Source organism: Desulfitobacterium nosdiversum, from assembly GCF_049860565.1.
Taxonomy (GTDB): Bacteria; Bacillota; Desulfitobacteriia; order Desulfitobacteriales; family Desulfitobacteriaceae; genus Desulfitobacterium_A; species Desulfitobacterium_A nosdiversum.
Window position 1 is genome coordinate 2071961 of sequence record NZ_CP172056.1, and the last position, 16117, is coordinate 2088077.

Here is a 16117-nt window from a genome sequence, read left to right on the forward strand (position 1 = left end):
TTCGTATTAAGCATTATTTAAAACTAAAGGAGGTTTAATGATGCGTCTATCTTGGTTAATAGTTTTTGCAGTTCTTTTAGTTGCAGCTGTTATAGCTTTTACCAAAGCACTCCGTAAAAAAATTAGTTTTATAATGTTAGGTGCTAAAGAAGATAGATTTGATCAAGTTGGCAAACGCATAGGAAATTTCGTTAACAATATCCTGTTGCAAGGGAAAATGGTCAAAGAACCTTATGGAGTAGTTCACTTCTTTATTTTTTGGGGATTTATTTTTATTTGTTTAGCAGAAATACCCTTTATGTTTGAGGGAGTATTTCCAAAGTATGCAATACCTTTCCTAAGCACTAACCCTTATTTCTATCTTATCAAGGATATCTTAGCAGGATTGGTATTCCTTGGTTTAATCATTGGTCTCATTAGGAGATGGATCATCCGGCCAGCACGATTATATCGAACGTTAGAAGCTGCTTTAGTCGTCATATTTATCATGCTTGTAATCATCACAGAATGGATGGGTAATGGTGCTAAGTTAGCGTTAGCGCCTAACACCGCTGCATACGCTCTGGATCCAATTTACAAAATGTTTGCGAATATGCTGAGCGGAATGAATGAAGCTGATTTGCTAACATTTAGGGACGTTGTTTGGTGGGTTCATGTTGGTATATTGTTAATTTTCTTGGTCTACATTCCGAACTCCAAACATTTGCATTTGCTGGCAGCTCCGTTTAATGCCTATTTTTCCTCATTGAAACCTATTGGCGGACAAATGAATCCAATGGATCTTGAAGATGAAGAAGCGACAGAGTTTGGCGTATCACGAATTGAAAACTTCACGTGGAAACAATTACTGGATACTTTTGCCTGCGGTGAATGCGGACGCTGTATGGACAATTGTCCGGCATCAATATCAGGTAAACCTCTAAATCCTAAAGAATTAATGAGCCATACGCTTAAACGGCACCTCATCGAAAAGGGAAGCGTAATGCTAAAATATGGATTAAAGTCTACAGGGGAAGAGTTTTCGGAAGAAATAGCTAAGATCGCTGAAGCAAATTATAAAGATGCGGAGATTTTAGAAAAGAAACTCATTGGAGATGTCATACCTGAGGATGTTATATGGTCATGTACAACCTGCATGTCGTGTCAAGTTCAATGCCCTGTATCTAATGAGCATGTGAATAAGCTTATAGATATGCGCAGATACCTTGTCACAATGGAAGGGAACTGTTCACCTGAGCTTCAAACTACATTTCGTAATGTTGAGAATAATTCTAACCCGTGGGGAGTTGGGTGGGCGAAACGCGAAGATTGGGCCAGCGACCTTGATGTAAAGCGTATGAATGAAGTTGAGAATGTTGACGGCATTGAATATCTATATTGGGTTGGTTGTGCCGGTTCTTTCGATGCTCGGGCAAAAAAAGTTTCTATTGCAGTCGCCAAAATACTTAAAGCCGCAGGTGTGAATTTTGCTATACTGGGAACGGAAGAAAAGTGTTGCGGCGATTTTATTCGGCGTGCGGGTAATGAATATTTGTATCAATCACTGGTAACGGAAAATGTAGAGATTTTGAACAGATATAAGGTAAAAAAAATAATAACTGCATGTCCACACTGTCTTAATACTTTGTTAAATGAGTACCCGGCATTTGGCGGCGAATATGAGGTAATCCACCATACTCAGCTCATCAATCAATTAATTAATAATGGTAAATTAAAGTTGAACAAAGATGTCCAATTGGAAACTCAAAAGATTGTTTATCATGATTCCTGTTATTTAGGTCGTTACCAACAAGAATATAAGGCGCCAAGAGAACTATTTGGCAAAGTTCCTGGAGTGCAATTAATAGAAATGGATGGCAATCATGATAAGAGTTTTTGTTGTGGAGCCGGAGGCAGCAGGATGTGGATGGAAGAGCATCTTGGCGAGAGAATCAATAATATGCGAGCAGAGCAAGCCCTTGCTAAAAAGCCTGAAGCAATTGGTGCTAATTGTCCTTATTGCATTACTATGTTGGAGGATGGTCTAAAAGAGAAAATGGCTGATGAAGAATTGATCCGGGTTGTCGATCCGTCCGAACTCATTGTCCAGTTAATCTAAGGCTTCAAGAATTTAATACAATATTAGAAAACTTGATAAAAAAAATACTATTTAGTAAAATGTAAGAAAACTTTAGCAAAATTATAGTAACTCGGGTTATTAGTGAGGGGGAAACATAAAACGGATAACAATGAACACAAACAATTTATAGATAATCGGTCTATTTCTTCTTCAAAAGATGAGGGATTAATAGAAAGTAAACAATTGCAAATAGTGGAAGGGGCATATAAGCTTTTCTTAACAAAAGGATTTCACCCGACTTCAATCCGTGAGATTGCAGAAGCATGCAACATGTCAATGGGACAGCTCTATCACTATATTTCTTCCAAAGATGACGTGCTATATTTGGTTCATAAGCACTTTCACAAAATTATGTACGATTTTTTAAAAACTCAAAAACTTGAAGAGTATGTCTCACCTGTTGAAAAACTGATAAACTTTATAAAAGCTAATTTGTATTTTGTTAATCAAAACAAGAAGTTAATACAATTCATTTCTACTGAGACTAAATACCTTCAAAAAGATTATTTAAAAGATGTTTTAGCCATGGAGAAAGAATCAACCATTGGCTTATATCATCAATTGTTAGTAGAAATAAATAAAGAAATCCCCATTATTGCTGATTTAGAGATTTTAGCCAGTATATTAGCTTATCTTGTAGCGTTTTTACCGATGAAGGGTTGGACCGTAAACGAAGATTCATTAGATGATGTCAATCGTTGTATACTTGATCTTGTATTTAGAGGTCTTGGACAATCCGTTCTACAAGAGGCTGAAAAATTTTTGATTTAATTCTATCATATCCCCAGAAGTGTTTAACTGTTCACCTATCCTTCAGGTCTTATAGATCAACACTTATCAAGCTTAATTAAGGAATAGTGTAGATATTAAGTTCGAGAAATGAAGGTTTCAGGCATGTTAAAATTATATTCTCCGGGTAAAATAGGTAAAGTAGAATTAAAAAATCGTCTAATTATGGCTCCTATGGCATTGGGTTACTGTAAAAAAGGTTTGATAACAGACAGAATGATTGAATTTTTCCGTTTGCGAGCTAGCGGTGGAGTTGGACTTATTATATTAGGCGCTTTGCAAGTTGATCCAATCCGCAAAACGGAATATGATGCAGTTTATATTAATGATGACAGTACTATTCCGGGACTTCGCCGTTTAACGGATGCAGTTCATACTGAAGGAAGCAAAATTTTTGGTCAATTATTTCATGCCGGACGCTACGCACGTTCTAGGGAATATGGCGGGATGAAAGCAGCAGCTCCCTCGGCTGTTCCGTCAAGATATACAGGGGAGACTCCTCATGAACTGACAGAGTTGGAGATCTCAGATATAATTTCATATTTTGCTGCTGGTGCTAAGCGTGCCGTTCAGTCTGGATTTGATGGAGTTGAGATCTGCACGAATTCAGGCTACTTGATCGGACAGTTTTTGTCTTCAGTTACCAATAAGCGAATCGATCGCTACGGTGGTGATTTGCAAGACCGTATGACATTTCTATTAGAGATTGTTACTGCTGTTCAAGAGGCGGTTGGCCCGAATATTCCTGTGACGGTTAGGCTTGGCGGCAATGATTTCATGGAGGGCGGGAATACTAATTTTGAAGCAAAGCAGATTGCTATTGCTTTAGAAAAAGCCGGAATTAATGCGCTAAGTATTACTGGTGGATGGCATGAGACACACGTTCCTCAAATTACTATGGAAGTACCTTTCGGTGCCTTTCGTTATTTGGGACAAGGTATAAAAGAGTCTGTATCTATCCCTGTGATCATGAGCAATCGGATAAATATTTCCATTGCCGAAAAAATTATTGACGAGGGTATTGTAGATTTTATTGCAATGGCTCGTCCGTTTATCGCAGATCCAGAACTGGCCAACAAAGCATCACAAGGAAAGTATGATGAAATTCGCCCTTGTGTTGCTTGTAACCAAGGATGCTTGGATCACATTATGTCTCATAAAAGTGTTGAATGTTTATGTAACGCAGAAGCCGGAAGAGAATCAGAGCTTTTACAAGGCTGCATTCTCCCTTCGCAGATTAAGTCGTCTAATCCCCAAAAAGTATTGGTTGTCGGTGCAGGCGTTGGGGGGTTGGAATATGCTCGTGTTGCAGCAATGCGTGGTCATTGTGTAACGATTTGGGAACAAAATGACAAGCCTGGTGGCCAAATAGAGATTGCATCTTCACCTCCGGGACGCTTCGATTTTATGTATTTAGCTCAGTATCTGTCTAGGGCCTGCGAAAAACTGAGTGTGAACATTCAATATAATAAAATAGCTGCAAAAGCAGACATTTTAGCAAGAATTAACGAGGGTGTTTTTGACCGTGTTGTTATTGCAACAGGAGCGATTCCCATTGTTCCTAATATACCAATTGAAGAGGGGGCCAATGTAGTTCAAGGCTGGGAAGTGTTAAAGAAAAAATCAGTAGTGGGTTCTCGTGTTGTTATCGTTGGTGCAGGTGCGGTTGGAGTTGAGACCGCTTTAATGCTGGCTGGGATTGGAACGATTGATGCAGAAACCTTACGGCATCTCATGCTCTATCAAGCTGAAAAAACGGAGGATTTATTTCGTTTGCTTACTCATGGATGCAAACAAATCAGTCTTGTTGAAATGTCGGAGTGGATTGGTAAGGATATCGGGGTTTCCTCTCGATGGCCGATGCTGGCACGTCTTAAACAACTTAATGTAGAAGTGTTTAAACGTACAAAAGTGGTCTCGATTAAAAAAGATGGGGTTTGGGTTGAAAAACCCGAAGGACTTGAATTTATTAATGCAGATACTGTTGTCCTTACGGTTGGGTCACGTTCAAATAATAATCTTTTTAAAGAGTTAAACGGAAATATTAAGAATTTGAATATAATTGGAGATGCTTTAAAACCAAGAAGAATTTCGGAGGCAATTAAAGAAGCATACAACGAGGCTATTAGATTTTAAGATATAGATGTCGATATAAATTTATTTGTAAAGTTAATGCAAAATATTGAAAATAATCTTGACGCAAATTTCAACCCGTGCTAATCTTTAGTTAGGAAAAAAGCAAAATTTTTTTTACCCTACTAATAGAGCGAGCGTTCAATCTTGAAGAAAGGAGGATATAAAAGTTTAGATTGATTTTATTTTTTGCAGCAAAATAGAGCGAGCGTTCTATCCTTGAAGCTTGAAGAAATTTAAACAATGATTTTAATTCAAAAAACTTGAAGCAACTTGTAACTTTATTAACTTATATAACAATTTATTACTTCTGTTACGTACTTGGCGAAAGCTAAGAATGTAAATAAAATTTAGGAGGAATCAAATATGGGAGTAGGCACATATGACGCGTATAAAGCGCGGCTTCTCAAAATGAAACCAAACGTCTATTTAAATGGTGAAAAAGTTGATCGATCGGGGCAGTGGATCGATGGCGGTTGCTATGTTATGAAACAGACTTATGATTTAGCTAATGATCCGGAGTATGAGGATGTCTGCACAGCGACTTCACACCTTACGGGTAAAAAAATTAACCGATTTACGCACATCCATCAATCCAAGGAGGATTTGCTCAATAAGCAACTGATGACCAGGTTGCTCTGCCATCATGTTGGGGGCTGTACGCAGCGCTGCATGGGTTCGGATGCACTTAACGCTCTTGCCGTTGTTACCTATGACTGTGACCATGCTTGCGGGACAAACTATCATGAACGTTTTAACAAGTATCTATTGTATTGCCAAGAAAATGACCTGGTATGCAACTGCGCTCAAACTGACGTGAAGGGTTCCCGTAATCCTAAGTACAAGAGAGCGCATATGCAGCCAGACCCAGATCAGTTTGTTCATGTTATTAAGACCAATGTGGACGGCATAGGGCTTGACGGAAAGCCCTGCAAGGGTATCATTGTACGTGGCGCCAAGGTATGCAACTCAAATGCTCCTTATGTAGACGAAATTATCGTCAATCCGACTAAGTTTATGGGTAAAGGTGATGAGGGCTATGCGGTAGCCTTTGCGCTGCCCGCCGACTGGGATGGGATAAAGATAATGGCCCTTCCTGGCCAACATCATAAGAGAAACCACATTCAAGCTCCATTTAATATGGTTGGCGACGTTGAGTCCATGACCATTTTTGATGATGTTTTTGTTCCTGAAGATAGAGTATTCATGAACGGCCTTGACAATCCAGATGTGGTTCAATACGCTGGTTATCTGGCACTCATGTTTGCTCATTTTCACAGACATTCCTACACTGGCTGTAAGACTGCGGTTTCCGAGGTTATGGCGGCACAGGCAGCTTTGGTTGCCGACGTAAATGACATCTCACAAGAAGGGCATGTTCGTGAAAAAATTTGTGAAATTATTAGTACAGCGGAGCTTGTATTCGCTGCCGGTCAGGCTTCTGCAGTGCGTGCTGTTAAATTTCCTAACGGTTCCTGGGTACCAGACGAGGTTCTGACCAATGCAGGACGCAAACTTGCAGGCCAGAAGATTTACCATGAATATGAGACCTTAGCAGATTTAACTGGCGGCATTTGCGCATCACTGCCAACCGAGGAATCCTTCTATGCTCCAGAGACGGCTGAGCTCTGCAACAAGTACATTATGCGCAACCCTGCATACACAGCTGAAGAGAGCCATAGAGTTATGCGGATGATGGAGGATAAGCTTTGTGATTCTTTTGAAGCCGCAGCGGCTGTTGCCGGAGTACACGGTGGAGGATCTCCGCTTATGGAGACAATAACCATGATGAGCCGTTACGATCTTGAGCCACTGAAGGACATTGCTAAGTATCTTGCCGGCTTTGATGGTGCAAAATGTCCTCGTTATGAGCGCCCAACAGTAACTCCGAGAGCCATGCTTGAGAGATTTAAAAAAACCCAGAAAGATGCTCCAAAGGAAACTAAGTAGACTTTTAGTTAACAAGCTGTTTTTATGTATTGTCATGGCGTTGCGGTTAGCGAAATGACTTATCGCAGCGGTGTAGTTACAAAAAAAATAATTACACAGGGGATGTTAAAAATGGCCAAAGAAATTAAAAAACCTAGTTTTGATTTAAAAGGCAAGGTAGCTATAGTTACAGGGGCTACTAAAGGTATAGGCTATGCAATCGCCGCCACATTTGCCATGTATGGCTGCAACATTGTGATTACCAGCCGTACACCTGCCGACTGTGAGCGTGTCGAAAAAGACATCAAAAATCTATACAATGTACAGTGTCTCGGTATTTCAGCGGATTCTTCTGTAAAGGAAAATATCGATGAGGTTGTAGCAAAAACTGTTGAAGCTTTCGGTAAGATTGATATTCTCGTCAACAATGCCGGCATTAGCGGAAAGACTACAGACCTTTTGAATCAAACCGAGGATAACTTTATGAAGGTTGTTAGTACAAATTTAAAAGGCTGCTTCCTATTTGCTCAAGCTGTTGCCGAACAGATGAAAAAGCAAGGAACAGGCGGCAAGATTGTTAACATTGCCTCCGTTGGCGGTCTGATTGGCGGAAAGGGCGTTGCTCCCTACGGTGCTTCCAAAGCTGGTGTTTTAAGCCTTACTAGAACTATGGCTAATGAGTGGGCACGGTATGGTATTACTGTAAACGCAGTCTGCCCAGGTTATGTCATTACAGAGCTTAATCAAGATATTTTTGCTGATCCGGAAATCAAATCAAAGATGGAAAAGAGAACCGCTGTTCGCCGTCTGGGCAGCGTGGAAGAGGTAGCAGGGCCAGTGCTTGCAATGGTTTCTGACTGCTTTAGCTACATGACAGGTACTTATATACTGCTTGACGGTGGTCAAACTATTGGTGGCTAAACTCGAGTAAAGGGGTATTCATATCCTTTTGATTAAGAAGCGTCAATACTACAAGAAAGAACGTTACTTTATTTTCTAATAAGAACGTTACTGATAAAAGTATTAGACCAGAGATAATTCGTACCTTCTCAAGGAAGAACATGTTTGAATTTAGCCAGAATAAGCATCGTATCTTTAGGTGTCCCCACGCCTGTAAATTAAATGCGAAAATCAATACTGTATCTAAAATTAGAAAAAGAGCTTATGGGTCGGTATAGTTTAAAACGGGGGTATTGGAAGGCCTCACTGAAGATGCAGAGATATCTATATATCACTGACTGTTAGGCTAAATAATTATATGCAGAGGAGAAAATTTATAAAAATTTTGTTGTGTCCCATGAACTCAAAATGGGACACACTACATCTATTGTGTCCCGTGAAACTCAAAATGGGACACAATTTTTCATAGTTATAGATTTTTGTTTCATGCTCAAAATACTAGCCCATAAACCGGAACATTTTTAAATGGCACAATTATTGCAACAAATAAGGATGTGTTTGATTTACAGCGTGGGGAAATTAAAAACAAGAAAGGTTGTGAGAAAAACAAAGATTTTTATCGCTTAAAAAATTTATGGGAAGTAGGTGATTTTTGTGGTAAAAATGGTAAACACAGTTACGGGACCGATTGCATCGGATCAGCTAGGACAAACCTTAATGCATGAACATTTTGTTTTTGGGTATCCGGGTTTCGCAGGAGACAAGACATTTGGACCTTTTAACAGAGACGAAGCACTTAAAATAAGCATAGATGCTGCAAAACGTGCTAAAGCTCATGGAGTTCAAACAGTAGTCGACGCAACCCCCAATGATTGCGGCAGAGATGTGACAATTTTGAAGGAAGTATCTGAAGCATCTGGAGTGAACATTATCTGCGCGACCGGCTATTATTATGAAGGCGAAGGAGCACCTGCGTACTTTAAATTCCGGAATGCACTTGGTGACGGGGAAAAAGAGATTTATGAGACAATGCTTAAGGAAGTCACTGAGGGAATAGAAGGAACAGGAATTAAAGCAGGAGTAATAAAGCTGGCGTCTAGCAAAGGTGTCATTACCGATTATGAAAAGATGTTTTTCAAAGCTGCAGCCAAGGTTCAGAGGGAAACTGGAGTTGTTATTATCACCCATACCCAGGAAGGAACAATGGGTCCGGAACAGGCAGAATTGCTGATTTCCGAAGGAGCTGATCCAAATAAAATCATGATCGGGCATATGTGCGGAAACACTAATATACAATATGCGACTAAAGTGCTCGATCAAGGAGTATTCATCGGCTTTGACAGATTCGGGCTTGAGAACTTCTTAGGAGCACCAAGAGACATCGACAGGGAAGCACTTGCAGTAGCATTGATTGCACTTGGATACGGTGATAAGATTATGTTTTCTCATGATACCGTAAATGTTATGTTGGGGAGACCTGTAGTTTTTCCTCCAGCCCTTGCAGAAATGATGGCTAATGCCCATATAGCAAGGATCCCAGAAGTTATCCTGCCTGGCTTAAAGAAAATGGGCGTGACAGATGCACAGATAGAAAAAATAATGGTGAAGAACCCCAGAAGCATTTTTGGTTAAAATTCATAAATCACTATTGAAACAATGCTTAAGACAAGAGTTTTTGTATGCATATAAGTGAAGATCTGTACAAATTAGACTCACGGTTGTTCTATTTCCTAAATGATGAAATAGGAGAGTGCATTTATGGATAATTCAAAAACGACATCATATCGTTGGATAATATTAGGTATAGTTTCTATAGCAGCAGCTTTAAGCTGTTACGCCCAATTCGTCGTTGCAGCTCGGGCCTTTGAACTTATCCCTGCTTTAGGCTTGAACATGGCTGCATTTGCGATGATCATGTCTGCTCCCATGTTCCCTAACATTTTTTTAGGCATTCCCATAGGGGCTTTAGCAGATCGCTTTGGTGTTAAATCAGTTGTTGGTATAGGCTTAATTATTGGCGTAATTGGAACGACCTTCCGTTATATGTGTTATGATTTTATGTCATATTTTATCCTTATGATGTTATCTGGAGTAGGCGTAATGGCTTTAAATTCCAACATTGGTAAAATAGTCGGAGCTTGGTTTGAGGATAAAGAAGTTCCTACAGCACTTGGAATTTATTATGCCGGTTGCAGAGCAGGCATGTTTTTAGGCATGGCTACAGGGGCTATGTTCCCAACTGCAAAAGCCTCTTATGTTTTTGTCGGTATACTACTAGCTATTTCTACAGTTTTATGGTATATACTGGCCAAAAATCACCCCGTGGGTGCACCGGCTGCGGCTCCTGAATCTGTCACCAAATATATCGGTCAAGCTGCAAGAAGTAAATATGTATGGGTAGCTGGTTTTGCATGCTTCTTTTATTGGGGCGGATTCATGATCTTCGCTGGTAACCTTGCCAACGCACTTAATGTAGTAAGTGGAATTAGTCCGGTTCAGGCCGGTTGGCTGTCATCCATGATATTCCTGGGCAACACATTCGGCAATTTGCTTGCTCCAATTTGGGCTGAAAAGGTCGGCAGAATGAAACCATTTATGTTCGCATGCGTCGTAGGCTCAATCGGTATCAACTTTGGCTGGAGTGCTTCAGAAACGATGCTGTGGCCAATTCTTCTCATTACCGGGTTTTTATTAGGTGGAGCTATTCCGTTTTTTATGGTCTACCCTGTAGTTTTACCGGAGGTTTCCAAGGAAGCGCATGGCAGTGCCGGCGGAATTATCGACTGCCTCATGCTTGCCGGTGCATTTTGTATTCCTTCTTTCATTATTGCCCCGATTTCGGGTAATAATTTTGCTTTAATGTTTGGACTTGCTACAGTATGTATGGTACTTGTGGGTGTTTGCACCTGGATTTTGCCGGAGTTGGGCAGAAAGGGCACATATTTAAAGACTACTGAATCAAAGCAAGCAGTCTCTAATTAATTAAAAAATAGATGAGTAGGAGGCGCCAGGGTTAGGCGCCTCCTGAAATAAGGAGGAAATCAGTGATGAAGATGGCAGTTTACGGGGCTGGTTCTTTGGGAACAATTCTTGGGGCTCTATTAACCAAAAATGGATATGATATTGATCTAATTGATGTTAATGAAGCTCACGTAAAAGCCCTTAATGAAAAGGGAGCCAAAGTAATTGGTGGGATGGACCTGGTTCAGCCAGTAAAAGCACTTACCCCAGATCAAATGACCGAACATTACGATCTAATGTTCTACCTGACCAAGAGTACCTATGATGGATCGGCATTACCTTATATCACCAAATGGCTTAAACCGAATGGAATTTTGGTAACGGGACAAAATGGTATGCCGGAACAAAATTTAAATGACGTAATCGGCAAAGAGAGAGTAGTTGGCCAAATAACCGGCTGGGGCGCAACCTATGTGGAACCAGGAGTTTCGAAGCTCACATCCCCAGCGGACCTTATGATCTTTGAAATTGGCGAACAGGATGGTCAAATTACCGAACGCCTTAAAATGATTTCGGATATATTATCTCACGCCGGAACAGCTCATATGGTTACTAATTTGATCGGTATGCGTTGGGCCAAATGGACTTCCAACTGCTGCTTCAGCGGTATGTCTGCGATTGTTGCAGGTCCTTTTGGTGATGTCCTTGATAATCCTCATGCAATCAAATGCTCAGCTTATATTATGAATGAATCTATGGCTATCGCTAAAGCGGCAGGAGTTACTGTAGAAATATTCCAGGGAGCGGATTTCGCTAATTTGGCATTCACTACGGAGAAAGAATTAAATGCTGCAATACCAAAGCTTATAGAATCAGAACCTCACCGAAATATCAGAACTGGAATGCTCTATGATATTGAAGCCGGCAGATATCCTGAAATAGATACTACCTATAACGGAATGCAATGTAAAATGGGTTATAAATATGGAGTGCCCACACCGGTTAATGCACAGGTCATGACTTTAGTTCATGCTATGGCTGCCGGTAAACTTAAAATAGATCCGTCTAATGTTGATCTGATTGTTTTGCCAAAACTCCCGACTGAGTAAATAGAGAATAATTCATATCACTGCAGAAAATCTGATTTTATAAATTTATATTTCGTTGTGATATGTTCTGTTTAAATGTATAAGGAGGCCTACAAATATGTTTGAAAACTGGAAAGTATTAGTAGTGGGTGCAGGTGCTATGGGTCATGGTATAGCACAGGTATTTGCAACAAACGGATTTCAGGTTACTCTTTCTGATATTAAGCAGGAACAACTTGATAAAGCCAAGAAATCAATTGCCGCTAACATGGAAAATTTACTAAAAGAAGGCTTAGTAACTGAGGCAGATGCAGAAAGAACCCGAACATTGATCACATATGAAGTCGGTTTCGAAAAGAGCGCACCACTAGCCAATTTAATTGTGGAATCTGTATTTGAGAACCCCGAAGTTAAACGCGATACTTTTATCAAAATTGATAAATTATGCAGTCAGGACTGCATATTGGCCAGTAATACATCTGCTTCAAATATATTTGAATTTGCCAAAGTATCGCATCCAGAGCGCCTTATTATTACACATTGGTTTAACCCACCCTTTATTATGCCTCTAGTAGAAATTGTAATGGGCCCTGATACTTCGAGTGAAATAGCTGAGAAAGTAAAAACTCTGTTAAAAGGAATGGGAAAAGAACCGGCTTTAATTAAGCAGTATATACCTGGTTTTATAGTAAACCGCCTAGATAATGCACTTACACGGGAATGCTGTTATATGATAAGCCAGGGCTGGACTACTGGTGAAGATATTGATACGGCTATTCGAGGAACAAATGGTATTCGCTACTCCTTTGAAGGTCCTATGGCCTTGAAGGATCTGGTCGGCTGGGATTTAATTAATACAGTATCAGGTGATGTATATAAATCTTTATGCAATAACACTGACGGGAACCCCTATGCTGCTGATATGGTTGCCAAAGGAACCTTAGGTTTAAAATCAGGCAAAGGCGTATACGATTATTCAAATACTACTATTCAAGATTTTATTAACGAACGCGGTGCTAAAATAATAAAAATGATAAAAGCTGTAAAAGAACTATAGAGACTTTGAAATATGCAGTTGTTGAGCCAATTATTAGCAAACTTTATCGGTGAGTGTTAGTTGTCTTTATGATTATTTTCAAATTATGACATCTAGCACTCACCAATGAAATAATCTATTTCGGTTTAGAGCTATTCCAGTTAAAAAGAGCATATATAAATGTTTATTTTTCATCAATTCGCATATGTACTTGAATTTAAAAATGTAATATAATCTAAAGTAGAGCGAACGATCACTCTATAATGTCAGAAAAGTTTAAAAATATTTTAGAAAACAATGTTAGGAGGAAATGGAATGGCAGGGAAAACTTTTTTGTATGACTTAAGGGACCTTAAATTTGTTTTAAAAGAATGGCTGGATATGGATAAATTATTATCTTTTTCAGCTTACAGCGATTATTATTCCAAGGAGGATATTGATCCTCTCTTTGATACAACCTATAAAATTTGCCGGGACGAAATTGCAAAGGTTAACGATGATTCGGATAAAATCGGAGTTAAGTTTGTTGATGGTAAGGTTATTACACCGGATTCTTTTAAAAAAGCCTTTAAAACGATTAACGATTCAGGTTTAGGAGCATCAAATGCCGATCGAGAAGCTGAGGGACACCTTCCTATTACTATAGTACAAGGCAATTATGAAATGCTTCTTCATGCCTGTTCACCTTTTACTGCTTTTTGGGGATTATCTTCTGGTGCATGTTCTGTTATTCAGCAATACGGAAGTGACTTCCTAAAGGAGAAATTTCTTCCTAAAATGTTTTCGGGTGAGTGGGCTGGAACAATGAATCTGACCGAACCAGGAGCTGGTTCAGATGTTGGTGCTAATGTAACTAAGGCTTATGCTACGGACGAACAAGGGGTATATAAAATTAAAGGCAGCAAAATATTTATCACAGCTGGTGACCATGATATCTGTGAAAATTTTATACATCTGGTATTGGCACGGACTGAAGGCGCCCGCCCGGGCACAGCAGGTTTGTCATTATTCATTGTCCCTAAATATTGGGTAAATGATGATGGCAGCTTGGGTGAATTTAATGATGTAATAACTACCGGAATTGAAGAAAAAATGGGTCAACACGGCTCCCCCACTTGTGCGTTGTCATATGGTGAGAATGATAATTGCCGTGGATATATTATTGGTAATCCACCCGATGAAAGCGGTAAAGGTCAAGGAATTGCCCAAATGTTTACTATGATGAATGAAGAACGTTTAAATACTGGAGTTCAGGGACTTGCTGCGATATCCGAAGGATTCCTTCTTGCCCGCGAATATGCCAAAATTAGAGTTCAGGGCAACAAGTTTACCGATCCTAAAGGTCCGAAAGTACGCATTATTGAACATGAGGATATCCGTCGCATGCTGATGATACAAAAATCCTATGCAGAGGCTATTCGAGCCTTGATCCTAAAGAGTTGTTATTATCTTGACCTCTCACATGATAGTGAAGACCCTGAGGAACGTGAATTTGCTGATGGAATGTTCCAAATCAGCAATCCTATGTGCAAGGCATATGCCACAGATATGGCATGGACGAATATTGCAGATGCTATTCAGGTTCACGGCGGATATGGTTATGTTAAGGAGTACCAGGTTGAGCAAGTAGCACGTGACGTAAAGATTTCTTCAATTTGGGAAGGAACGAACTTTATTCAGTCTCTTGATCTGCTGGGTCGCAAATTTAGTATGAACAAGGGCCGTGTATTTAAGAATTGGATGAAAGATATCAGTACATTTATTGAAAATCATAAAGACGCAGCCGGCTTTGAGCTTGAGTTTAAAATTTTGATGGATGCGTATGAAAATTTTAAAGCGATCATTGAGCAACTGCAAAAATATATGCAAGAAGGTAAAACCCAGATGATGCCTTTATTCTCGACGCGAATTCTTCATGCATCATCGATGCTTTACTGTGCAAGATTGATTATGGATCAGGGAATGTTGGCTGATAAGAAGTTAAAAGAACTCGGTGAAAATCATTTTGATGCCAAATTCTATAAAGGAAAAATTGCCAGCGCCCGTTTTTATACTAAGAACGTTTTGCCTGAGATAGCTGTAATACGTAAAGTATTTGAGATCGGTGATACCACTGCTATAGATATCGATGAAGAAAGTTTAGGTTAATTGGTTGAAAAATATTAGAATCTGTGCTGCCGTAGCAAGAAGTGTTCTTTAGTTTTTTTATTTTCTTAATTTAAGTTGTATTTAAACTAGGCAGGATATTGTCGCTATATCACGAATTATTTAGAAAGTTAAAAAATTTTATATAGATTTCTTAAGGAGGAGTGTTCGTGTACCGGGTAGTGAAAAGGAGACAGCTGGCGGCTGAGCCTTCCATCGTTCTTTTGGAAGTTGAAGCCCCTAATGTAGCAAAAAAAGTTCAACCAGGTCAGTTCATAATTGTCCGCAAAGATGAAAAGGCGGAACGGATTCCGCTTACAGTCATGGACTTTGATCGGGAAAAGGGCACGATTACCATCGTTATTCAAAATGTCGGATATTCTTCAGGGCTAATCAATGAGATGGATGAAGGAGACTTCTTCCAGGATTTTGTAGGACCGCTTGGAGTTCCCTCGGAAATCGAAAACTATGGCACCGTCGTTTGTATCGGTGGGGGACTAGGCGTGGCTCCGGTTTATCCAATTGCGCGTGCTTTAAAAGAGGCGGGTAACAAAGTTATTTCGGTCATCGGGTCCAAGACCGCAGATTTGCTTATTCTTGAAGAAGAAATGCGAGCGATCAGTGATGAAGTTGTCGTAACCACGGATGATGGAAGCATGGGCGTCAAGGGCTTTGTGACGAACGGCTTGGCCCATATTCTCGATCAAGGGATAAAAGTGGATGCGTGCTGGGCGATCGGACCGGTGATCATGATGAAATCCGTTGCGAATTTTACACGTCCGCTGGGAATTAAGACGATTGTCAGCATGAATCCGATCATGGTGGACGGGACAGGAATGTGCGGTGCCTGTCGTATCAGCGTGGGGGATCAAACTAAGTTTGCCTGCGTTGACGGACCTGAATTTGACGGGCATTTAGTGGATTTTGATTTGGCGATGAAACGTTTAGCTTTCTATAAAGACGAAGAAGAACGCGCAAAAATCAGTAAAACCTGTGATTGCGGAAAGGAGAAATAAA

Annotated in this window: 11 protein-coding genes; all 11 read left to right on the plus strand. The window is 40.0% G+C overall.

The genetic code is table 11. The annotated features are described in order from the left end of the window. Positions 1-40: 40 nt before the first annotated feature. The 11 genes from ACHOLT_RS09930 (at position 41) to ACHOLT_RS09980 (ending at position 16116) form a co-directional block, all read left to right on the plus strand. On the plus strand, positions 41-2098 hold the full coding sequence (locus ACHOLT_RS09930) for a heterodisulfide reductase-related iron-sulfur binding cluster (RefSeq protein ID WP_425807983.1): 2058 nt from the start codon (positions 41-43) through the stop codon (positions 2096-2098). Positions 2099-2200: 102 nt separating this feature from the next. Next, entirely contained in the window at positions 2201-2890 is a 690-nt protein-coding gene (locus ACHOLT_RS09935; RefSeq protein WP_425807702.1) for a TetR/AcrR family transcriptional regulator, read from the plus strand. Between the two features lie 123 nt (positions 2891-3013). Further along, positions 3014-5044, plus strand: coding sequence for an FAD-dependent oxidoreductase (locus ACHOLT_RS09940; RefSeq protein ID WP_425807705.1), 2031 nt, complete (start codon positions 3014-3016; stop codon positions 5042-5044). A 363-nt stretch (positions 5045-5407) separates the two neighbouring features. Then, positions 5408-6991, plus strand: coding sequence for a 4-hydroxyphenylacetate 3-hydroxylase family protein (locus tag ACHOLT_RS09945; RefSeq protein WP_425807708.1), 1584 nt, complete (start codon positions 5408-5410; stop codon positions 6989-6991). Between the two features lie 111 nt (positions 6992-7102). Beyond that, positions 7103-7891: an SDR family NAD(P)-dependent oxidoreductase gene (locus ACHOLT_RS09950; protein WP_425807711.1), complete on the plus strand. Its 789-nt coding sequence runs from the start codon at positions 7103-7105 to the stop codon at positions 7889-7891. 642 nt (positions 7892-8533) lie between these two features. After that, positions 8534-9502 (plus strand): phosphotriesterase family protein, encoded by a 969-nt coding sequence (locus tag ACHOLT_RS09955; protein ID WP_425807985.1) that lies wholly within the window; start codon positions 8534-8536, stop codon positions 9500-9502. Between the two features lie 126 nt (positions 9503-9628). After that, positions 9629-10852 (plus strand): MFS transporter, encoded by a 1224-nt coding sequence (locus ACHOLT_RS09960; protein ID WP_425807714.1) that lies wholly within the window; start codon positions 9629-9631, stop codon positions 10850-10852. 65 nt (positions 10853-10917) lie between these two features. Continuing rightward, positions 10918-11940, plus strand: coding sequence for a ketopantoate reductase family protein (locus tag ACHOLT_RS09965; protein ID WP_425807986.1), 1023 nt, complete (start codon positions 10918-10920; stop codon positions 11938-11940). A 97-nt stretch (positions 11941-12037) separates the two neighbouring features. After that, positions 12038-12976 carry a 3-hydroxyacyl-CoA dehydrogenase family protein gene (locus tag ACHOLT_RS09970; RefSeq protein WP_425807717.1) on the plus strand — a complete coding sequence of 313 codons (939 nt, stop codon included), beginning with the start codon at positions 12038-12040 and terminating at the stop codon, positions 12974-12976. Between the two features lie 294 nt (positions 12977-13270). Beyond that, positions 13271-15103: an acyl-CoA dehydrogenase gene (locus ACHOLT_RS09975; RefSeq protein WP_425807719.1), complete on the plus strand. Its 1833-nt coding sequence runs from the start codon at positions 13271-13273 to the stop codon at positions 15101-15103. Between the two features lie 167 nt (positions 15104-15270). Beyond that, on the plus strand, positions 15271-16116 hold the full coding sequence (locus ACHOLT_RS09980; protein ID WP_425807722.1) for a sulfide/dihydroorotate dehydrogenase-like FAD/NAD-binding protein: 846 nt from the start codon (positions 15271-15273) through the stop codon (positions 16114-16116). Position 16117: the final 1 nt, after the last annotated feature.